This is a genomic window from Kitasatospora setae KM-6054, from assembly GCF_000269985.1.
Taxonomy (GTDB): domain Bacteria; phylum Actinomycetota; class Actinomycetes; order Streptomycetales; family Streptomycetaceae; genus Kitasatospora; species Kitasatospora setae.
The window spans coordinates 7336045-7356688 of record NC_016109.1 but is presented as its reverse complement, the minus strand read 5'-3'; the positions used below and the strand labels follow the sequence as shown (position 1 = coordinate 7356688).

14 protein-coding genes and 3 tRNA genes are annotated in these 20644 nt (G+C 75.6%); 4 read left to right on the top strand and 13 right to left on the bottom strand.

What is annotated here, in order from left to right; all coding sequences use genetic code 11:
* Position 1 precedes the first annotated feature (1 nt).
* The 5 genes from KSE_RS32355 to KSE_RS42430 all read right to left on the bottom strand — a co-directional run bounded on the left by KSE_RS32355 (position 2) and on the right by KSE_RS42430 (position 3071).
* Positions 2-1210, bottom strand: a complete 1209-nt coding sequence (locus KSE_RS32355; RefSeq protein ID WP_014139599.1) for a leucine-rich repeat domain-containing protein — start codon at positions 1208-1210, stop codon at positions 2-4.
* A 32-nt stretch (positions 1211-1242) separates the two neighbouring features.
* Positions 1243-1315, bottom strand: a tRNA-Gly gene (locus tag KSE_RS32350).
* A 22-nt stretch (positions 1316-1337) separates the two neighbouring features.
* A tRNA-Cys gene (locus KSE_RS32345) sits at positions 1338-1410 on the bottom strand.
* 25 nt (positions 1411-1435) lie between these two features.
* The gene (locus KSE_RS32340) at positions 1436-2848 is read right to left on the bottom strand and encodes an SDR family NAD(P)-dependent oxidoreductase (protein WP_014139598.1); all 1413 of its coding nucleotides are present in this window, start codon (positions 2846-2848) and stop codon (positions 1436-1438) included.
* 147 nt (positions 2849-2995) lie between these two features.
* A tRNA-Ala gene (locus tag KSE_RS42430) sits at positions 2996-3071 on the bottom strand.
* Positions 3072-3322: 251 nt separating this feature from the next.
* Here KSE_RS42430 and KSE_RS32335 point away from each other — a divergent pair.
* A complete protein-coding gene (locus KSE_RS32335; RefSeq protein ID WP_014139597.1) occupies positions 3323-5098 on the top strand; it encodes an AMP-binding protein in 1776 nt (591 codons plus the stop codon).
* 66 nt (positions 5099-5164) lie between these two features.
* Here the strand turns inward: KSE_RS32335 and KSE_RS32330 are convergent, their stop codons facing one another.
* From KSE_RS32330 to KSE_RS40485, 4 genes are all read right to left on the bottom strand, one after another.
* The gene (locus tag KSE_RS32330) at positions 5165-7060 is read right to left on the bottom strand and encodes a hypothetical protein (protein ID WP_148283191.1); all 1896 of its coding nucleotides are present in this window, start codon (positions 7058-7060) and stop codon (positions 5165-5167) included.
* Positions 7061-7222: 162 nt separating this feature from the next.
* Positions 7223-7867, bottom strand: coding sequence for an NAD(P)-dependent oxidoreductase (locus KSE_RS32325; protein WP_014139595.1), 645 nt, complete (start codon positions 7865-7867; stop codon positions 7223-7225).
* A gap of 148 nt (positions 7868-8015) precedes the next feature.
* On the bottom strand, positions 8016-8381 hold the full coding sequence (locus KSE_RS32320; RefSeq protein ID WP_014139594.1) for a winged helix-turn-helix transcriptional regulator: 366 nt from the start codon (positions 8379-8381) through the stop codon (positions 8016-8018).
* Between the two features lie 63 nt (positions 8382-8444).
* Positions 8445-11429, bottom strand: coding sequence for an ABC transporter substrate-binding protein (locus KSE_RS40485; RefSeq protein WP_014139593.1), 2985 nt, complete (start codon positions 11427-11429; stop codon positions 8445-8447).
* Between the two features lie 244 nt (positions 11430-11673).
* On the opposite strand from KSE_RS40485, the gene KSE_RS32310 reads away from it, so the two are divergent.
* Positions 11674-13821 carry a SpoIIE family protein phosphatase gene (locus tag KSE_RS32310; RefSeq protein WP_033259884.1) on the top strand — a complete coding sequence of 716 codons (2148 nt, stop codon included), beginning with the start codon at positions 11674-11676 and terminating at the stop codon, positions 13819-13821.
* A 4-nt stretch (positions 13822-13825) separates the two neighbouring features.
* Here the strand turns inward: KSE_RS32310 and murQ are convergent, their stop codons facing one another.
* Both murQ and KSE_RS32300 read right to left on the bottom strand, forming a co-directional pair.
* Positions 13826-14797, bottom strand: a complete 972-nt coding sequence (gene murQ, locus KSE_RS32305; protein ID WP_014139591.1) for an N-acetylmuramic acid 6-phosphate etherase — start codon at positions 14795-14797, stop codon at positions 13826-13828.
* 35 nt (positions 14798-14832) lie between these two features.
* Positions 14833-15639, bottom strand: a complete 807-nt coding sequence (locus KSE_RS32300; RefSeq protein WP_014139590.1) for a GNAT family N-acetyltransferase — start codon at positions 15637-15639, stop codon at positions 14833-14835.
* A 279-nt stretch (positions 15640-15918) separates the two neighbouring features.
* Here KSE_RS32300 and KSE_RS32295 point away from each other — a divergent pair, with 279 nt between their 5' ends.
* Together KSE_RS32295 and KSE_RS32290 are read left to right on the top strand one after the other, a co-directional pair.
* The gene (locus KSE_RS32295) at positions 15919-16914 is read left to right on the top strand and encodes a hypothetical protein (protein WP_231873254.1); all 996 of its coding nucleotides are present in this window, start codon (positions 15919-15921) and stop codon (positions 16912-16914) included.
* A 164-nt stretch (positions 16915-17078) separates the two neighbouring features.
* On the top strand, positions 17079-18632 hold the full coding sequence (locus tag KSE_RS32290; RefSeq protein ID WP_014139588.1) for an ArnT family glycosyltransferase: 1554 nt from the start codon (positions 17079-17081) through the stop codon (positions 18630-18632).
* A gap of 94 nt (positions 18633-18726) precedes the next feature.
* Here the strand turns inward: KSE_RS32290 and KSE_RS32285 are convergent, their stop codons facing one another.
* On the bottom strand, positions 18727-19668 hold the full coding sequence (locus tag KSE_RS32285) for a DUF5996 family protein (protein WP_014139587.1): 942 nt from the start codon (positions 19666-19668) through the stop codon (positions 18727-18729).
* A 182-nt stretch (positions 19669-19850) separates the two neighbouring features.
* Positions 19851-20489, bottom strand: coding sequence for a DUF6193 family natural product biosynthesis protein (locus KSE_RS32280; protein ID WP_014139586.1), 639 nt, complete (start codon positions 20487-20489; stop codon positions 19851-19853).
* Positions 20490-20644 lie beyond the last annotated feature (155 nt).

Here is a 20644-nt window from a genome sequence, read left to right as displayed (position 1 = left end):
CCTACTCCGGCAGGCCGGGGGCGGTGCGGTGCACGCTGCGCACCGCCGCCACGTCGGACCCGGGCACGGGCGGCGGGACGGCGGCGCTGAGCTCGTTCAGCCGCCGCCGGACGGTGGTCGCGACGCCCTTGCCCAGCAGGTAGCGGGTCGGGGTCGGCGCTCCGGCGGCGTGGTCGAGCAGCCGGTGCGCCTCGCGGCTGCGCGTGCCGGTGTGGGCCAGCACCAGGTGGTCGAGGCGGTGCGGGGCGGCGGCCAGTGCGGCGCCGATCCGGTCGGCGGCGGCCAGGTCGATCCGGTTGTCGTCGGCGCCCAGCACCCGGGCGGCCGGGACGCGTCCCAGGTCGAGCAGCTCCACCCCGGCGGCGGCCGCCACGACGGTCAACTCCGCTGCCGCGCAAGGCCCGAGGCCCGAGCTGGCCAGCGAGAGCCGGCGCAGCCGTCCGTACGGGGCGGTGCGCAGCGCGGCGGCGAGGACGGTCGCCCCGGTGTCGCCGAGGCCGGCGGCGGAGGCGTACAGCTCGTCGGTGGCGCCGGCCGCGATCAGCCGGGCCAGCGGTTCGGCGCCGGCCGGGCCGAGCGGGTTGCCGCTGAGGTACAGCCGCTCGAACCGGCGGCCGCCGGCCAACAGGGCGTCGACGAGTTCGGTCAGCCCGGCGGCGTCCAGGCCGGTCTGCACCAGGTCGAGGGTACGCAACTGCTCGGCGGAGGAGATCAGTTCGGCGGCGGCCTGGCCGGCCCGGCGGCCGAGCGGGTTGCGCTTGAGCCACAGCGCGCGGACGGTCTGCGGCGAGGCGCGCAGCCGGTCGGCGATCCGGCAGGCGCCCGCGGCGGTGATCCCGTTGCAGCCCAAGTAGAGCGTGCGGACCGGGGTTTCGGCGGCGCGGGCGGCGAACGCGTCGGCCCCGTCGTCACCGAGCCCGTCGGTCCCGAGCAGCAGGTGCCGGACGGGCGCCCCGCCGTCACCATCGCCGTCGCCGTCGCCGGGGTCGTGCTGGGCGGCTTCGGCGAGCGCGTCGGCGACCAGCTCGGCTCCCCGCGGCCCGAGTTGCTGCTTGCACAGGTCGAGCCGGCCGCCCGGGAGCGCGGCGCCGGCCGGGAAGTCGATCCGCCGGTCGGCGCCGGTGCCGGTGCGCAACCAGGCCAGCAGCGGGGCGAGTTCGTCGACCGGGCGGGGCATCACGGACGGGACTCCGGCGAACTCCTCTGGCATGCGGGCTCCTTGGCTGCTTCTCTCCCGGGGGGTGGGGCCGACCGGATTCGAACCGGCGTCCTCCGGCTAGGCCGGCCGGTGCATCTGCCGCTGTGCTACAGCCCCGAACCCGACCCGGGGGGGGTGACGGGGCCGGTCGGATTCGAACCGACGTCCTCCGCATGTGCAGTGCGGCGCATCTGCCGCTGTGCTACGGCCCCGTCGCGGCGATGGTAGACCGCGTGCTCACCACTCCGCCACCCGGTAATCCTTCAGGAAGACGCCCGCGAGCGGTTCGCCGGCCTCGCCGCGGACGATCGGGTCGTAGATGCGGGCGGCGCCGTCGACGATGTCCAGCGGGGTGCGGAAACCGCGGTCGGCCAGCCGGGACTTCTTCGGGGCCGGGTTCTCGTCGGTGATCCAGCCGGTGTCCACCGCGCACATGTAGACGCCGCGCTCGGCGAGTTCGGCGGCGCTGGTGCGGGTGAGCATGTTGAGCGCGGCCTTGGCCATGTTGGTGTGCGGGTGGCCGGGCATCTTGTTGCGGACGGCGAACCGGCCTTCCACCGCCGTGACGTTGACGATGTAGCGGGCGGGGTGCGGGGAGGACTCCAGCAGCGGGAGCAGCCGGTCGCAGAGCAGCGCGGGGGCGAGCGCGTTGACCAGCTGGGTCTCCAGCACCTCGGCCGGGTCGAGTGCGCCGAGCGTCGCCGACCAGGAGTTGCGCGGCGCGGTGTCGGGCAGCAGCCCGGCCTCGTCGACCGCGCCGCCGTCGACCTCGGCGAGCGTCAACGATCCCTCCCCGGTGGCGAGTTCGGCGGCGGGCCAGGCGGCGGTGAGCGCGGGCATCGGGCGGAAGCCGGGCGCGTGCCCGACCTGCGCGGGGACGGCGCCGTGCTCCCCGGCGGCCAGCAGCGCGTACGACTCGGGCGGGCGGCGCAGGGTCTGCGCGGCGTTGTTCACCAGGATGTCCAACGGCCGCCCCTCCGCGCGCAGTTGCTCGCACAGGCCGAGGACCTGGCGCGGGTCGCGCAGGTCGATGCCGACGATCCGGAGCCGGTCCAGCCAGCCGGCGCTGCCCTCGGCGGCGCGGAAGCGGCGCAGGGTGTCGTGCGGGAAGCGGCTGGTGACGATCAGCTCGGCGCCGTCGCGGAGCATCATCAGGGCCAGCTGGAAGCCGATCTTGACCCGGCCGCCGGTGAGCAGCACCCGCCGCCCGGCCAGGTCGGTGCTGAGCGCCCGGCGGGCGGTGTTGTCGCCCGCGCAGCCGGGGCAGAGCCGGTGGTAGAAGCCGTCGAGCTGCCGGTACGACCGCTTGCAGACGTAGCAGCGCTGCGGGCGGGCGAGTTCGCCGAGCGGCGCGGGCCGCTCGGCTGCGGGCAGCGGGGCGTCCTCCCGGCGGTCGGTGCCACCGGTGGCGGTGGCCGCGACCAGCGCGGCATCGGCCCTGGCCGCCTCCGCGCGGCGCCCGCGCCGACGGGCGTGCCGACCGTCCCGGACGAACGACTCGGCCCCGCGCTCGGCCCGCAACCGCAGCGGATGGTCGACGGGCAGCTGCCACAGCCGGCCCAGCGTCCGCTCGAAGGCCGCGAACTCGGCCTCGTCCGGAACGCCCTGGTCCGGCGACGGTCCGGCGACGCCGGACGGGGTCGTGCTCATCGGACGGTCCTCCCGGAGGGGTTCGCGGAACGGGAACGGGAACGGGGACGGGAACGGGCCTGGCCGGATTCGACCGCCGCGCTCCGGGGCCCGCGCTCCGGGGCTCGGGCTGTGGGGCCTGGGCCGTGGGGCCTGGGCCGTGGGGCCTCCCGGGGGCCGGATTCGAACCGGCGTGCTCCGTTTTGCCAAAACGGCGGCGGCGGCCTCTGCGCCCACGCCCGGGAGGTGCCAGCGATCCTAACCGCAGGCCCGACCCGCCCGGTACCGGGTTTGCGCGCGCTCACCCGCCCCGTCTCGTCGCGGCTTCCCCGGCCGCTTCCGCGTCCGTCTCGGCCCACCTCCGCGACCGCCCCGGCCAGGTCAGCTGCCATGTCACTCTTGACCGATGATCAGCCGAATGGCAGCGTGCCGGTATGCCCGCGGCCGGGCAACGAGGCGGCGGCCGGGGTCGACCAGGCAGGGACGGACACACGGATGGCACCGGACACGGCCGCTCGGCGGAACACCGACTCCGCCGCGCACCACGACTTCCGCGCCGCGCGGGACCACCTGCTCGCGGCACGCGGCGACCTCGACGCCGCGCACGCCTTCCCCCGTCCGACGGGCGAGCACTTCAACTGGGCGCTGGACTGGTTCGACACCGAGGCCGCCGGCAACGACGCGACCGCCCTGCGCGTCGTCGACCTGGACGCGGACGGCACCCTGCTGGGCGAGAGCGCGCTGAGCTTCGCCGAGCTGAGCGCCCGCTCGGACCGCACCGCCGGCTGGCTGCGCGAACGGGGTGTGGCGCGCGGTGACCGGATCCTGCTGCTGCTCGGCAACCAGGTCGCCCTGTGGGAGGTGATGCTCGCCGCGATCAAGCTCGGCGCGGTCGTCATCCCCGCCAGTACCCTGCTGACCCCCGACGACCTCGCCGACCGGCTCACCCGCGGCCGGGTCCGGCACGTGATCGCCGAATCCGCCCTGACCGCCAACTTCGCCCAGCTGGACGGCGACTGGACCAGGACCGCCGTCGGCGCACCCGTCCCCGGCTGGACGGACTACGCCGACGCCGCCGCCCACACCGGCGGCTTCACCCCCGACGGGCCGACCCGCGCCGACGACCCGCTGCTGCTGTACTTCACCTCCGGCACCACCAGCAGCCCCAAACTCGTCCAGCACACCCACCGTTCCTACCCCGTCGGCCACCTCTCCACCATGTACTGGATCGGCCTGCGCCCCGGCGACGTCCACCTCAACGTCTCCTCCCCCGGCTGGGCCAAGCACGCCTGGAGCAACTTCTTCGCCCCGTGGAACGCCGGCGCCGAGATCCTCATCGTCAACCAGCCCCGTTTCTCCGCCCGCCCCCTCCTGGACGCCCTGGTGCGCCACCGCGTCACCTCGTTCTGCGCACCCCCCACCGTCTGGCGGATGCTCCTGCTCGAGGACCTCGAACAGTGGCGCCCCCCGCTGCGCGAACTCGTCGGCGCGGGCGAGCCGTTGAACCCCGAGGTCGTCGAACGGATCGAACGCGCCTGGGGCGTCGCCCTGCGCGACGGCTACGGCCAGACCGAGACCACCGCCCAGATCGGCAACACCCCCGGCCAGCCCGTCAAACCCGGCTCGATGGGCCGCCCGCTGCCCGGCTACCAGGTCACCCTCGTCGACCCGGTCACCGGCGAGGAGATCACCGGAACCGGCGTCGACGGCGAACTCTGCCTGCCCCTGGTCTCCGCCCCCCTCGGCCTGATGACCGGCTACCAGGACGACCCCGAACGCCACGCCGAGTCGATGGCCGGCGGCCGCTACCACACCGGCGACGTCGCCCAGCGCGACGCCGACGGCTACTACACCTTCGTCGGCCGCGCCGACGACGTGTTCAAGAGCAGCGACTACCGGCTCTCCCCGTTCGAGCTGGAGAGCGTGCTGATCGAGCACCCGGCGGTGGCCGAGGCCGCCGTCGTCCCCTCCCCGGACCCGCTGCGGCTCTCCGTGCCCAAGGCGTACGTCATCCTCGCCCCCGGCCACGAGCCGGACGCCGCGACCGCGCGGTCCATCCTGGCCTTCACCCGCAAGCGGCTCGCCCCGTACAAGCGGATCCGCCGCCTGGAGTTCGCCGACCTGCCGAAGACCATCTCCGGCAAGATCCGCCGCATCGAGCTGCGCGGCCGGGAGCGGGAACGCCACGGCGAGGCGGAGCCGCTCGCCGCACGCCCGCGCGGCGAGCGCGAGTTCTGGGAGGAGGACTTCCCCGGCCTCAAGGACGCCTGATGCCGGGCCACGGCGAGGGGGGCACGCGTTCGCGTGCCCCCCTCGCCTCACTCCGCTGTCGCGGCGTCAGTTCACGGTGAAGTAGTAGTAGTACGTCTCGTACGTCCGCCCGTCCCGGTCGGTCGAGTACACGTAGACGGTGTGCGACCCGCTGCTGTCCGGGGCCCAGGAGATCTGCGCCGTGCCGTCCGCCGCCGCGGCGACGGTCGTCTCGGGGCCGAAGTCGAGGGAGTAGGTGTAGGACGCGGTGTTCCGCACCTTCGGGGCGAAGGTGAAGGTGCCGGCGATCCCGGGCCCGCCGCCGGTGGCGCCGGATCCGGTGTCCTCCGGGTAGGTCTCGGAGCTGACGGTGGGGCTGGTGTCGACGTAGGCGAACAGCCGGTTGGAGGAGCTGACCCAGCCGTTGGGGCTGTGGCTGCGCACGGTGATGAGGCTGCCGCCGGCGCGGGCGAGGGCGAGCGTCACCGAGGCGGTGCCGTCGGCGGCGGCCGGCACGGTCTGGGGCGGGTCGTAGTTGACCTGCACGGTGTAGCTGTCGACCGCGGCGAGGCTCGCGTTGGGCGCCAGTCGCAGGGTGAAGGGGGTGTCCAGCAGCACGGGGTTCGGCAGACCGGTCACCGTGGGCATGGTGCTGGGGACGTAGAACCGGTAGCTGGTGGTGGGCGAGGGGTTGCCCGCCCGGTCGAGGCTGCGGACGAAGAGCGTGGCCGGGCCGGCGTCCGGCGGCGGCAGCGTCAGGTCGACCGCGCCGCCGAGCCGGTCCGCCCGGACGTGGCCCGGCCGGGTGTACGGGTCGGTCCACTGCGGGAGCCCGTCCGGGCCGGTGGTCCAGCCGTCGACGGACAGGTCCTGGCTCCAGCCGTACTGGTAGCCCTCGACGTCGGCGGTCCCGTTCGAGGTGATCGTGAACTCGGCGGGGACGCCGCCCGGGCCGACCTGGCCCTCCGGGAAGTTCGCCGAGGTCACCACGGGCGCGGCGGCGGGACTGGTGACGTCGACGTGGAAGGTGCAGGGCTTGGACCAGGCGGACAGCTCGGTGCCGTCGCCGCCCCGGACCTGCCAGCTGTACGTGCCGCCGTCGGCGAGCACACCGGGCGGCACGGTCGCCGGCCGGCCGCAGTCCTTGACGGTGTTGGCGGCGGTGAACTCGGTGCGCTGCTCCGGGTGACCGGAGGGCCAGATCGCGAAGGTGCCCGTGAGGTACTCGTCGTTCGGGTCGGCGTCGTGCAGCACCGCCGTCAGCGGTGGCGTCAGGGTGCCCAGGTAGGGGCGGTTCTTGTCCGCGCAGGCGTACTGCTGGCTGTACAGGTCGGTGGGCGTGCCGGGCGCGGTGTCGGACGTCGCGTACAGGAACATGCGCGGGTTCAGCCGGCGCCCCAGCGCGGGGTTTGCCTCGTCCGCGTCGGAGAGCCGCAGTTCGAGGGAGAGCGTGCGGCTGCCGGACGCGGCGGCGCTCGCGGCCGCGTCGTCCAGGTCCAGCCGCAGGTAGGAGGCGGGGCCGGCGGCGGTGGCGGTCACCGTGCCCAGCTTCTTCTTCTCGGCGGGCGCCCGGCGCCAGGTGACCGGGGCGGTGGGCGTCGCGGTCTGCCAGACCTCGACGGTCCGCGGGACGTAGCTCGCGGCCGAGGTCTCGCCGAAGACGAGCCAGCCGGCCACCACGTGCTTCCCGGTGTCCTTGGCGGCGAAGCCCGTCAGGTCGAAGGAGGCGTACACCCGCGACGTGTGCGCGGCGCCCTGCTCGTCGCGCCAACTGCCCAGCGGCAGTTCGCCGGTCGGCTGCGGGTGGCTCGTCGTCGGCGCGGCCTCGTCGGTGTACGCCAGCGAGACCTGCGGCGCCTGCTGGATCGGCGGCGCGGCAGCGGCCGGCGCGGCGGACAGCACCATCCCCGCCAGCACGACCGCGGCCGTGGTGAACAGGGCGGCGGGACGCCTGCCCCGCCACCGCCCCGTCTGTCTTGGCATGGTTGGAAAACCCCTCCCCCGACGCCCCGGAGGGGGCGTCCTCTGGCGGGCACTCTAGCGGCGGGATCCCGCCTGCCGTAAGGGATTTCCGGCCCCGCTCCGACCGGTGCGCCGGGTACGGACGGCGGGGCCCCGCCGACCCGGCGACCCGGCGCCCCGGCGTCAGCCGACGGCGACGACCGCGCGGTGGTGGGCGGGCCGGGTGGCCTCGTCGACCAGGGCGACGGCCAGGTCGGCGTAGGAGAAGGCGGGGGCGTCCGGCTCGGTCGGCAGGACGGCCGGGCCGCCGGTGCGGTAGCGGCCGGTGCGCACGGCCTCGGCGTCCAGGACGGTGGGGGGCGGGGTGACGACGACCCAGTCGAGCCCGCTGGCGCGGTAGACGTCGTTCTCGACCGAGTGGCCGATCGAGAACTGCCGGTACGCCGCCGGGAATTCGGGCGCGTCGTGCACGGCCACGCCCGGCTCCGCCTCCAGCGCGGTGCCCACGCCGACCGCGACCAGGCGGCTGACGCCGGCTCCGGTCAGGCCCTCGACCAGGGCGGCGGCGGCCGCGGCGTAGAAGTCGGCGGGGGCGACGTCGGCCCGGAAGACCGTGGAGATCACGGCGTCGTGGCCGACCGCGACGGCGGCGACGCTGTCCGCCGCGGTGACGTCGCCCCCGACCAGGGTCACGCCCTCGCGCTCCAGCTCCCGGTACTTCGCCGGGTCCCGCACCACCGCGGTGACCCGGTGCCCGCGGGTCACGGCCTCGGTGACGGCACGGCGTCCGGCGTTGCCACCCGCTCCGAACACGACGATCCTGCTCATCGCTCAGCTTCCCTCCGTAGCGCTCCGCCGGTTCCCCCGGCCTGCTCGGGAAAGCTATCCGCCGCCCCCTCGGTTACCGCAACGATAGGAAGGCGGCGGCCGGCGGACTCAAGGGCTCAAGGGCTCAAGGGCTCAAGGGCTCAAGGGCTCAGGAGGCGTCGTCGTAGGCCGCGCGGGCGTCGACGAGTTCGGCCAGGTGCTGCTCGGCCCAGGCGCACCAGGCTTCCATCGGTTCGAGCGTCGAGCGCCCCAGCTCGGTCAGCTCGTACTCGACGCGCGGCGGCACCCCGGGGTAGGAGGTGCGGGTGAGGAACCCGTCCCGCTCCATCGCGCGCAGGGACTCGGAGAGGACCTTGGGCGTGATGCCCTTGAGCGGGACCTGGAGTTCCGAGAAGCGCCGCTTCCCGTCCTTCAGGCAGGTGATGATCTTCGGGCCCCACTTGTTGTTCATCCGCATGGGGAGGGGCGGCCCCTGGCAGGCGGAGAACATGTCGGGGTCAAGCGGCTCGCTCATGCCCCGGGATTCTACGGGGGCCCGCACCCCGCCACCCCCTCGTCCCGCCCCGGAGATCCGCCGTCACGCGCCGTCGGAGACCCCCAGCGCCTGCACGTCGACGCCGCCGTACGCGTCGGTGACGTAGACGTTGGTCAGCCGCGGGTTGCGGTAGTTCAGGACATGGGTGGCGTTGTAGGGCAGGTAGTAGGCGCCGTCGGTGACCTTGTGGTTGATCTTCCGGTAGAGGTCGGCGGCCTTGGCGCGGTCGCCCTGGGCGGTGGCCTGGTCGAACCAGGCGTTGATCTCGGGGTCGTTGACGCCGGCGTAGTTGAGGTTGCCGGTCGGCCGGATCCGCCGGCCGTCGACCATGTCCTGCAGGAAGGCCCGGCCCGACGGGTAGTCGGCGAGCCAGCCGTCGACGATCAGCCCGTAGCCCTTGGACTTGACGTTGTCGGGCGAGCCGACCGTGCCGGCCATCTGGGTGACGTCGTAGCCCTCGATGGTGACGCTGATCCCGACGGTCCTGAGCGAGCTCTGCAGGGCCTGCGCGGCCGCCTGCTCCTTCGGGTTGCTGGCGCGGGCGGCCAGGGTGACGGCGAAGCCTTCGGGCTTGCCGCAGGCGGCGAGTTCGGCCTTGGCCTTGGCGGTGTCGGGCTTGCCGTCGGTGAGGCCGTACGGGTCGTAGTCGTCCCAGCCGCTCACGGTCGGCGGCAGCATCGAGCCGGCGAGCGCGCCGGCCTCGGGGCCGCCGCGCGCGGTCTGCAGGGCGGTGGTGTCGGCGGCGTACAGCACGGCGTTGCGGCAGTGCCGGTCGTCGAGCGGCGCGACGGCCGGGACGATCGCGACGTAGCGCAGGGTGCCGGTGGCGGGGTCGTCGGCCCGGGCCTTGAGCTCGGGGTCGGCGAGGACCTTGGCCCGGGTGGTGGGCTGGAGTCCGCCCTGGGCGAGGTCGAGGTCGAGGTCGCCGGAGAGCAGTTTGGCGTCGACCTCGTCGCCGCCGGTCGCGACGGTCAGCCGGATCCGGTCCGGCAGCGCCTTGCGCAGCGGGTCGGTGGACCGGTCCCAGGCAGGGTTGCGCTCCAGCTCGTAGCTCTTGCCGAGCTGCACGGTGCGGAACTTGTACGGCCCGGAGGAGACCGGCTTCTCGGTGTACTTGTCGCGGGTGTCGGCGGCCTGCGGGACGGGCGAGGTGGTGCCCAGGGTCAGCAGGTAGGGGAAGTCGCCGTTGGGCTTGGCGAGGCTGAACACCAGGGTGCGGTCGTCCGGCGTACGCACCGAGTTCAGGCCCAGCTTCCCGGGGTCGGTGTCGGTGTACGGCCCCTTGTAGCCCTGGCCCTGGTCGAGTTCGTCGGCCAGCAGCGTCGGGCCGCCGTACAGCTTCTCCTGGTCGAAGGACCGCTCGATGGCGTACTTGACGTCCTTGGCGGTGATCGGCGTGCCGTCCTCGAACTTCAGGCCGTCGCGCAGCCGCACCGTGTACGTCCGGCCGTCGGCGGAGACCTCGGGCGCGGCGCTCGCCAGGTCCGGCACCACGGCGGTCCCGGCCTGGCCGGGCTTGCCGTCGTACGCGTACAGGGTGCGGGCGTAGAAGCGCTGGAAGTTCCAGGTGGAGTTGTAGTAGGAGCGCGCCGGGTCCAGCGAGTCCAGGTCGCCGGACAGGCCCAGCTTGAGGGTGCCGCCCTTCTGGTCGGACGGGTTCAGCACCCGGCCGATCGCCGCGCCGTACGCCGCGGTGGTCGTGCTGCCGCCACCGCCGTCCGCACTGCGCGAGGCCGACGCGGACGCCGAGGAACCGCCGCCACCGCCGGCGGGGTCCTCCTTCTTCCCCAGCAGGTTCGTCGCCAGGATGCTCCCCGGCACCACGGCCGCGAGCACCCCGAGCGCGCCGAACAGCAGCACCTTCCGCCGCCGCCCCGCCCCGCCGGGCCCGCCGCCGCCCGCCCCCACCGGCGGCGCCGTCGTCCCGACCGGCGGCAACGGCAGCGGCGCCGCGTACGGGTTCGGGAACGGCAGCGGCGAGGCGTACGGGTTCGGCGCCGCGTACGGGTTCGGGCTGTCCGCGGGTACCGGGCCCGGGCCCGGTGTCGGTGCCGGGGACGGCGCGGGCGTCGACGTCGGGACGGGTGGCGGCGGGGTCGCGGGGAGCGGCGGCGGGGTGGTCGGGGCGGGCGGCACCGGGACGGGCGCCGGGGCGGCGTCGCGGACCGTCTGCTGGTGCGGCAGCGGCACCGGCGGGGCCGCGGGCGCGGACTGGGCGGCCGCGGCGAGGGCGCGGACGGCCTGCTCGGCGGTCAGCCGCAGTCCCGGGTCCTTGACCAGCAGGCCGAGCAGCGCGGGGGTGAGCGGTCCGGCGTGCCGGGACGGGCGCGGGGGCTGGGTGAGGATCGCGACGTACAGGGCGGTCAGCGTGGTCGCGGCGAACGGCGCCTCGCCCTCGACCGCGGTGTGCAGCGTGGCGCCCAGCGACCACAGGTCGGAGGCCGGGGTGGCGGGCTTGCCGTCGAGCTGCTCGGGGGCCATGTAGGCGGGGGTGCCGAGCAGCGTGCCGGTGTTGGTGAGCGACATGGTGGCGTCGGTGATGCTGGCGATGCCGAAGTCGGTGAGCACCACCCGGTTGCCGCTGAGCAGGATGTTGTCGGGCTTCAGGTCGCGGTGCACGACGCCCGCGGCGTGCGCGGCGGTCAGCGCGTCCAGTACGGCCAGGCCGATCCCGGCGACCCGGGCGGCGGGCAGGCGGCCGTGGTCGCGGACGGTGGCGGCCAGCGAGGTGCCGACCACGAACTCCATCACGATCACCGGGGCGCCCTCGTGCTCGACCACGTCGAACACCGTGATGATCCCCGGGTGGTTGAGCCCGGCCGCGACCCGGGCCTCCCGCATCACCCGCTGGAGCAGCAACTCCCGCTGCTCGTCTTCGAGTCCGGCGGGGAACAGGATCTCCTTGACCGCGACCTCGCGGTGCAGGGTCTCGTCCCTCCCCCGCCAGACCCGGCCCATCCCGCCCCGCCCGACCGGCTCGATCAGCCGGTAGCGTCCACCGATCAGCGTCCCGTCCCCGTCTGTCACGGCCCACACGATATCGCTCCCCGGCGGGCTCCCGGGCGGCCATGATCTGTTCGTGACCACCGGCCGCGGCGGCCGGCGTCCGGCACGCCCCGCCCCCGTGCGCGTCCCGGCGCCGTGCGCGTCCCGGACCCGCCCGAGCCTGGTCCCGGGTTTCCCGGCGTGGCGGTTTGAGGCGGTCAGGTCGGACGGCGATGCTGGGAAGTGATGGCCTGGATCTTGCTGCTCCGAAGGGGGTTGGACGGACATGGCGACTCGGGTGACGGGCCAGGCGGCGACCGCGACGGTCGAGGCCGGCGGGGCGGTCACCGGCTGGTCGGTGGCGGCGGAGCGGCTGACCGGGTTCGGCGCGGGCCGGACGCTGGGGCGGCCGGCCGTCGAACTGCTGGCCGGGGAGGTGCCGACCGCCTTGCTGCGCGCGGTGGTTCGGCACGAACCGTTCACCGGGATGGTCCGGCTGTGCCGCTCCGAGGACGACCCGGTGGCGGTCGAGCTGGGCGCGGTGCCGGTCCGGACGGCGCGCGGCGAGCCCGGCTGGGTGCTCTCCGCGCAGCCGCTGCGGCCGCTGACCGCCGAGGCCGTCGGGGCCGTCGGGGCCGTCGGGCTGACCGAGCCGTCGCCGGTGCCGGCCGGCCCCACGACCGGGCCCGGGCCCGAGGTCGAGGCCGCAGCCGCTGCCGCCACCGCGCCGCTCAGCGCCGAGGAGCGGGCCCGGCGTCGGCTGGCGCTGCTCGGCGAGGCCGGGCTGCGGATCGGTTCGACCCTCGAAGTGGAGCGCACCGCCGAGGAGTTGGCGGACGTCGCGGCCGAGGGCTTCGCCGACTTCACCGGCGTCGACCTGCTCGACTCGGTGTTCGGCGGCGGCCTGCCGTCCAGTGCCGGCCTGGTGTTCTACCGGGTCGCCCAGCGCTCGGTGCTGCCGGGCTGCCCGGAGTCCGTGGTCGCCACCGGCGCCGGGGACGTCATCGCGCCGGACTCGCCGATGGCCCGGGTGCTCGCCTCCGGCCGTCCGCTGCGCACCGACTACCACGATCCGGAGATCCGCGCCTGGCTGGCCCGGGAGCCCGAACGGGAGCGGCTGGCCAAGGAGTTCGGCATCCACTCCTCGCTGCTGGTGCCGCTGACCGCCCGTGGCACCACGCTCGGCGTGGCGATCTTCCTGCGGCACCGCACCCCGGAGCCGTTCGACGACGACGACCTGCTGCTGGCCACCGAACTGACCGCGCGCGCCTCGCTGTCGATCGACAACGCCCGCCAGTACACCCAGCAGCGCGACACCGCGCTCGCCCTCCAGCGCTCCCTGCTGCCGACCCGGACGCCCCGGCAGGCCGCCGTCGAGGTGGCCTTCCGCTACCTCCCGGCGGGCGGCCGGGAGGGCGTCGGCGGCGACTGGTTCGACGTGATCCCGCTCTCCGGCGCCCGGGTCGCCCTGGTGGTCGGCGACGTGGTCGGCCACGGCGTGCCCGCCTCCGCCGCGATGGGCCGGCTCCGGACGGCGGTCCGCACCCTCGCCGACATCGACATGCCGCCGGACGAACTCCTCACCCACCTCGACGACCTGGTGCTCCGGGTCGACCTCGACGAGCTGCCCGAGGGCGGCACCGCCTGGGCCGGCAGCAGCGTCGGCGCGGCCTGCCTGTACGCGGTCTACGACCCGGTCACCCGCACCTGTTCGCTGGCCCGGGCCGGCCACCCGGGCCCGGCCCTGGTCGGCCCGGACAACACCGTGGCCTTCCCCGAGCTCCCGGCCGGACCGCCGCTCGGGCTCGGCGGACTCCCGTTCGAGTCAGTCGAGTTGGAGGTCCCCGAGGGCAGCGTGCTGGCGCTGTACACCGACGGCCTGCTGCGCGCCTCCGAACTCCGCGGCGACCCCGAACTCGGCCTGGGCCGGCTCGGATCGGCCCTCGCCGCCCCCGCCGACTCGCTGGAGGACCTGTGCGACCAGGTGCTCTCCGCGACCCTCGGCCCGGACGCCCCGACCGACGACGTCGTCCTGCTGCTGGCCCGCACCCGGGCCCTGCACACCCAGGACGTCGCCGACTGGTCGCTGCGCCACGACCCGTCCGAGGTGGCCCGGGCCCGCCGGCTGGCGGCCGCGAAGCTCACCGAGTGGGGCATCGAAGAGGCCGCCTTCGTCACCGAGTTGGTGGTCAGCGAGCTGATCACCAACGCCGTCCGCTACGGCCTGCCGCCGATCGGGTTCCGGCTGATCCGCGACGGCGGCCTGCTGATCTGCGAGGTCTCCGACGGCAGCAGCACCGCCCCGCACCTGCGCCGCGCCCACAACGACGACGAGGGCGGCCGCGGGCTGCTGCTGGTGGCGCAGCTCTGCCGCAACTGGGGCACCCGGCACACGCCGCGCGGCAAGACCATCTGGGCCGAGCAGGAGCTCTGACCGCTCAACTCCCGTTTTCCGCGAGGGCGTTGCGCAGTCGGCCGCCGTTGCGGGCCAGCGCCTCGGCCGCCCCGGCCGGGTCCGTGCCGGTGAGCAGCAGCAGGATCGCGTCCTTGACCCGTCCGCCGGTGGCCGCCAACGCGGCGTCCACGTCCGGGAGTTCGGCGTCGGTGGCGAGGGCGGTGATCCGGCGGGCCCGGGCGCGCAGCTTGTCGTTGCCGGCGCGCAGGTCGACCATCAGGTCGCCGTAGGTCCGGCCGAGCCGGACCATGGTGAGGGTCGAGATCATGTTGAGCACCAGTTTCTGCGCCGTCCCGGCCTTCAACCTGGTGGAGCCGGCCAGCAGTTCGGGCCCGGTGGCGACCTCGATCCGGTGCTCGGCGGCGTCCCCGAGCGGCGAGCCCGGGTTGCCCGCCAGGGCCACGGTGAGCGCCCCGAGCGCGCGGGCGTGCTCGACGGCGGCCAGCGCGTACGGGGTGCGGCCGGAGGCGGAGACGCCCACCACGGTGTCGGCCTCGGTCAGCCCCAGCGCGTCCAACTCGGCGACGGCGGCGGCCCGGTCGTCCTCGGCGCCCTCGACGGCGGCGGTGACCGCGCCGGGCCCGCCCGCGATCAGTCCGACCACCCGCCCGGGCGCGGTGCCGAACGTCGGCGGGCACTCGCCGGCGTCCAGCACCCCGAGCCGTCCGGCCGTCCCCGCCCCCGCGTACACCAGCCGACCGCCGCGCTCCATCCGGGCCGCGATGGCGTCCACGGCCGCCGCGACGGCCGGCAGCACGGCCGCGACCGCGTCCGGCACCGTCCGGTCCTCGGCGTTCATCAGCCGGGCGAGCTCCAGCGTCCCCAGCAGGTCGATCCCCGCCCCACCGGGCCGCCGCCCCTCGGTCGCCAGGGCGGCCAGGTCGCGGCCGGGCTCCGCCGGCCGCTCCTGCCCCGCCGCGTCTCGGCCCTCGTTCGGGGTGTCGGTGTCCGTCACGGATCGGTCCTCCTCGGGTCGCGGGGCCGGGCGGTTCAGGGGCTGAGGGCGTGTTCGGCGAACCGGCCGCAGGCGCGGAACCCGAGGCGGCGGTAGACCGGTTCGCCGTCGGCCGACGCCTGGAGGACCGCGACCCGGTCGCCCCGCTCGCGGGCCGCGTGGAGGGCGGCGAGCGTGACGGCGCCGCCGTAGCCGCGCCGGCGGTGGGCGGCCAGGGTGGAGACGTTGTAGAGGCCGGCGACTCCCGCGTGCCGGAACACCTCCGCCGAGCAGACCGGCCGGTCCTCGACGTAGCCGACCAGGTACCGGGCCGGGCCGTCCGGGGCGAGCGCCCGCGGGGCGGCCCGGGCGTAGAAGTCGCGGACGGTCCCGGCGGGCGGGTCCCAGTTCGCGGCGAGCACCGCCGCGTAGTCGGCGAGCTGCCCGGGCGTGGCCACCGTCCGGATCTCCAGCCCCGGGACGGCGGGCGGCGGCGGGGTGCCGTCCAGCGCGGCCCACATCGCCGTCTCGTGCCCGGACGCGGGCAGCCCGGCCGCCGCCAGCCGGGCGCCGAGGTCCGGCGGGGTCGAGGCCGGGCCCACCCACCAGGAGAACGGGCGGCCGGTGGCGGTCAGCGCCGCGACGGTCCCGGCGATCCGGTCGGCGGCGCCGGCGGCGGTGAAGCGGGCCGCGGCGACGATGTTGAACGTGTCGTCGTCCAGCCCGCTGTCCGCGACCAGCAGGTCGCCGGCCTCCGCGACGGTCGCGCCGGGCAGGCCCCGGTGCAGGTGGCAGGCGTGCTCCGCCAGGTTCCGTTCGGTCCGCTCCGCCAGCTCGACTCCGTCGAAGGGCTGCTCGTCCACGACTCCCGCTCTCCCCGCTGCGCCGACCGGCCTGTCCGACCCCACTCTAGGGCGCGGCGGGACCGGCCGGCCGGGGACGCGGCGCGGGCGGCGGGAGCGGCCGGGACCAGGGCCGAAGTGCGGTGGGGCGGGCAGGTGTTCGTCCGGTGTTGACCTGGGGTGGTGGCAGCGGTGCCGCCGGGGCCGGTACGCTGCGCGCGTCGGCGCGGAGTGGGTTCGGTGGGGCCGTGCCTTTCGACTCGGGGGTTCTCCATGGCGCGGCGCGTCATTCGGGCGACGGTGCTGCCTGCCGTGGCCCTGCTGTTGTCGGTGGTGTGCGGGGTGCTGCTGGCCGTCGTCCCGGTGTCGACGGCGTCGGCCGCGACGGGCGGCGGGACGGTGGGGACGGTCGTCGGCGGCGTGCCGGCGCGGGTGTCGGCGGGGGACGGGTTCACGGCGGTCTTCACCGTGCGGTCGACCTCCCGGTACCGGATCCTGGTGGACTCGCTACAGCTGCGGGTGTCGGCGGCGGACGACCCGTCCGAACCGTCGGACGGCGTCTCCGTGCTCTGGCAGGACCCGGGCACCGGCGGCTGGCGGAGCTCCGACGCGCGGGCCGGGACCTCCTGGGGGCTGACGCTCTCCCCGGCGCTGGCCGTGGAGCCGCGCGGGTCGCTGACCTTCCGGGCCCGGATCACCCTGTCGTCCGAACTGCCGGGCGGCGCCTACGCGGTGGAGAGCGACGGGGTGGCCGACTACCGGCTGGTCGACGAGGCGGGGCACGACGCCGGGCGGTTGGACGCGCGGCAGCGGGCCCGCGCGGTGTTCCGCTACGGCGTGGAGGCGGGTCCGTCCGCGTCGGCCTCGGTCCCGAACTCGCCCTCGTCCTCGCCCTCGGCGTCCGGTGCGCCGTCCGGCGGCCCGTCGCCGTCGCCGTCCGCCCCGGTCGGCGCGACGGTGCCGCCGGGCGGCGCGGCGCTGCCGTCCGATCCGCCGTCCGTCTCCGGTACGCCGTCCGCCGCGACGCCGTCCGCGTCCCGTTCGCGCTCCGGGTCGCCGTCGCCGTCGCCGAGCGACGATGACGCGGCCGCGGTGGGCGACCCGGACTCCTCGGCGCCCGTCGCGCTGTCCGCCGCCGGACCCGCGCTGGATTCGGCGGCCGGCCCGGGGGCGGGCGCCGGGGCCGGGGCGGCACGGTCCGCGAGCGCCACCCTGCTGGCGATCGGCCTGCTCTCGATCCTGGCCGGCCTGCTGCTGGGCGCCTCGCTGCTGGTCCAGCGCCACGCCCGGCTCTGACCCGCACCGGGCTCTGACCCGCGCCGGGCGGCCTCCCCGCCCGGGTCCTGACCGGCCCGGTCCGCCGTTCCCCCCGAGGCGCGCCTGACGGTTCCTCGACGCTTTCCTGATCCTTGGCGATCCGCAGGGTGGGCGCGGGCGCCCCGCGCTGCCACACTCGCCGCATGGACACACGGGGGAACGCGTCCACGGCCGCCGACGGCTCCGGTCCGCCCGCCCGGCCGGACCGCTTCGCGGCCGGGCCGGTGCTCGGGGTCGCGGCCGCGGTCGGGGCACTGCAACTGGCCCTGGCGGGGCGGTACGGGTTCCACCGGGACGAGCTCTACTTCCTGGCCGCCGGAAGGCACTTGGCCTGGGGGTACGTCGACCAGCCGCCGCTGACACCGCTGTTGGCGCGCCTCTCCACGGCGGCGTTCGGCGACAGCCCGACCGGGCTGCGGGCCGTCGCGGTGCTGCTGGGCATGGCGACGATCGTGCTGACCGCCCTGGCCGCACGGGAGTTGGGGGCGCGCCGGGCCGGCCAGGCACTGGCGGCGGCGGGGGCGGCGGTCTCCGCGCTGGTGCTGGCGGTCGGGCACATGCTGAGCACGGCGAGCTTCGACCTGTTCGCCTGGACGGCGATCGGCGTGCTGCTGCTGCGCCTGCTGCGGACCGGCGACCGCCGCTGGTGGCCGGCGGTCGGCGCGGCCACCGGCGTCGCCCTGCTCAACAAGGACCTGGTGCTGCTGCCGGCCGCCGCCGTCCTCCCGTCGATCGCCTTCGCCGGAGCGAAGTCCCGTGCCGTGCTGCGTGGTTGGTGGCTTCCGGGCGGGGCGCTGGTGGCACTGCTGGTGGCGGCGCCGAACCTGTACTGGCAGGCGGCCCACGGCTGGCCGCAGCTCACCGTCGCCTCGGGCATCAGCGGCCGGGACGGCCTGGCCGACCGGCTGACCTTCGTCCCGATGCAGCTGGTCTACCTCTCCCCCGTGCTGGTCCCGGTCTGGCTGGCCGGGTTCCGCCGCCTGCGCGATGACGAACGGGTGTGCTGGGCCCGCCCGTTGGGGTACGCGTACCCGCTGCTGTGCGCGCTGGTGCTGCTGCTCGGCGGCAAACCGTACTACGCGCTGCCGCCGCTGCTGCTGGTGCTGGCGGCCGGGTGCGAGCCGGTCGCGCGGCGGGTGTGGGCGCCGGCGCCGGACGGGACGGGGACGCGGCGCGGCCGGGTCCGGCTGGTGGCGGTGCTGCTGGTCGCGGCGCTGGTCAACGCGGTGATCACGCTGCCGGTGCTGCCGCCGCCGCGGCTCGCCCTCGTCTCGGCACTGTATCCGGAGTCGGCCGAGCAGGTGGGCTGGCCGGAGCTGACGGCGGCGGTCGCGGCCGGCTGGGCGGCGGTGCCGCCGGAGCAGCGCGGGCGGGCGGTGCTGTTCGCGACCGACTACGGCGAGGCCGGCGCGCTGGTGCGCTACGGCTCCCGGTACGGCCTGCCGAGCGTCTACTCGGGCCACATGTCCTTCCACGACTGGGGCCGGCCGCCGGATTCGGCGACGGGTCCGGTCGTCCTGGTCCGCCCGAAGCCGTACCCGGCGGTCGAGCGGGCCTTCACCGGCTGCCGGCAGGTCGCCGAGGTGGACACCGGCCGGGGCGTGGCGAACGAGGAGCAGCACGCGCCGGTACTGCTGTGCGCGGGGACGGTGGCTCCGTGGTCGCAACTGTGGCCCCGGCTGCGGCACTTCTACTGACCGACCGGCCGACCGAACGCCCGGATGGCCGGATGGCCGGATGGCCGGATGGCCGGATGGCCGGATGGATGGCGACTCCCGCCACGAACTCCCGTCACACGCCCGGGAGTCGGCGAAGCTCCGGGTCGGTGATGCCGCCGGGGCACTCGCGTTCGCGGCCCCAGCCGGCCAGGTCGGCGCCGGCCCGGTAGGCGGATTCGAGGAATTCGAGGACGGTGTTCCAGGGGTCGGCGGCGGCGCGGGCCTCGTCGTACATCAGCAGGGCGAGGTGGCTGCCCCGGCTGGGGGACCAGCGGGCGGCGTCCGGGTGCAGGGGGCGGGCGTCGAGGCCGGCGGGTTCGGGGGCGGTGTAGGAGTAGAAGGCGGGGGCGGGGACGTTGTCGTCGCCGAACCAGAAGCCGGCGCTGATGACTTCGCGCGAGTAGGCCTCGCGGGTGACCAGGTCGGCGGCGGGCTGGTCGATCCGGCGGTCGGAGAAGCGGGTGACGGCGAGGTCGAAGGTGTGCCAGAAGTGGTGGACGGGGCTGGTCTTGCCGGAGTACCCGGCGGCGTACTCCTCCAGTAGCAGGGCGACTTGGCTGAGGATGTGCCAGTAGGTGGTGACGGCGGCCGGGTCGTAGCTGTGGTGTTCGCGGTCGTCGGCGAACGGGCGGTGCGCGTCGGGCAGGTCGTAGGGGTAGGGGTGGTCGGGGAGCACGTCGATGTCGAGGTGGATGAGGGTGCGCAGGGTGTCGCGGTAGAAGTCGGCGACGGAGCGCCCGGCGAGCGGGAAGGAGTCCTCGGCGCCGGCCAGGGTGCGGACGTACAGGCGGTGGTCGGTGAAGTCGAAGTCGATGGTGAAGGCGTCGCCGCCACGGGTCGGGCCGGTGGGGCGGGTGGTGATGCCGCGGCCGGTGAGGTGGAAGGGGACGTTCCACCAGTGGTTGCGGCGGGCGCTGCCGGCCAGCCGGATCTTGCCGATGACCTGGGCGAAGCGGTGCAGTGTCTCCTTGGTGTCCCGCCAGGACTCCAGGGGTAGGGGCGGGAACAGTTCCATGGCGGGCTCCGGCGTGGCGAGGGGTCGGGGGCTGCTGCCCATCCTCACCGGAGCCGGTGTCCCCGCCCTGCCGCGACTCGCCCGGACGGGGCCGCGGCTGCTCCGCCCGGGCGAGTCGTGGCACGACCGTTCGGCACGACCGTTCGGCGCCACCGTTCGGCACCACCGGTATGGGCGGCCGGTCAGGGCGCCTGCGGGGGCAGTGCGGCGACGGCGACGGCGACCGCCTCGGCGGCGGTGGCGACGGCGACCGGTTCGGGGAGGGCCTCGGCGACCGCGCTGCTCCCCCGGTGGTAGCGGACCTCGTAGGTCCCGTCGGAGTGCGGCACGATGAGCAGGCCGACGCTCTCGTACGGGGGGCCGAGCCCGGTGGAGAACCACAGGTTGTGGTGGCTGCTGATCGGGTACAGGCGGCGCAGCCGGGGTTCGGCGAACGCCGCCCGCCACAGCTCCAGGACGCGGTCGGGTCCCGGGTGGCGGCCGTGGCCGAGGCCCTGGAGGCGTAGCCGCCAGTGCAGTTCGGGCTGCCCGAGCGGGGCGCGCTCGTGCTCGAACGCCCAGCCCTGGACGTGCAGGAACGGGGCGGCGCGCCGGATCGCCGCCAGGTCGGCCCCGTCCAGCCATTCGGCGGCGGCCCGGACGGCCGCGGCCAGGTCCGGCGGGCGGCCGAGGGCGAGGGCGACCCCGCCGCGGTACAGGTCCAGGTACGGGGGGGGTCGCCGTCGTCGTACCAGCGGATGACCGCCCGGTCGGGGACCGGTTCGCCGGCCGGGTTCCGGGTGTTCGACGCGTCCGACCGCCCCTCGAACGCGGCCCTGCACCAGACCAGTTCCTTCGGCCCGGGCAGCCGGACGCCTTCCGCGGCGGCGATCCGCTCCAGCGCGGCGCCCAACTCGGCGGCGGCGGCTTCCTGTTCGTCCTGGGTGCGGGGCGTCGGGGCAACGGTCATGGGGCGGAGTGTAGTTCGCGATCCCGC

What these genes read in the sequence shown, in the direction of transcription:
- KSE_RS32285 (WP_014139587.1), bottom strand. Translation starts at nt 19,668, where the DNA reads ATGGAACTGTTCCCGCCCCTACCCCTGGAGTCCTGGCGGGACACCAAG.
- KSE_RS32325 (WP_014139595.1), bottom strand. Translation starts at nt 7,867, where the DNA reads ATGAGCAGGATCGTCGTGTTCGGAGCGGGTGGCAACGCCGGACGCCGT.
- KSE_RS32310 (WP_033259884.1), top strand. Translation starts at nt 11,674, where the DNA reads ATGGCGACTCGGGTGACGGGCCAGGCGGCGACCGCGACGGTCGAGGCC.
- KSE_RS32320 (WP_014139594.1), bottom strand. Translation starts at nt 8,381, where the DNA reads ATGAGCGAGCCGCTTGACCCCGACATGTTCTCCGCCTGCCAGGGGCCG.
- KSE_RS32335 (WP_014139597.1), top strand. Translation starts at nt 3,323, where the DNA reads ATGGCACCGGACACGGCCGCTCGGCGGAACACCGACTCCGCCGCGCAC.
- KSE_RS32290 (WP_014139588.1), top strand. Translation starts at nt 17,079, where the DNA reads ATGGACACACGGGGGAACGCGTCCACGGCCGCCGACGGCTCCGGTCCG.
- KSE_RS32340 (WP_014139598.1), bottom strand. Translation starts at nt 2,848, where the DNA reads ATGAGCACGACCCCGTCCGGCGTCGCCGGACCGTCGCCGGACCAGGGC.
- KSE_RS32355 (WP_014139599.1), bottom strand. Translation starts at nt 1,210, where the DNA reads ATGCCAGAGGAGTTCGCCGGAGTCCCGTCCGTGATGCCCCGCCCGGTC.
- KSE_RS32330 (WP_148283191.1), bottom strand. Translation starts at nt 7,060, where the DNA reads ATGCCAAGACAGACGGGGCGGTGGCGGGGCAGGCGTCCCGCCGCCCTG.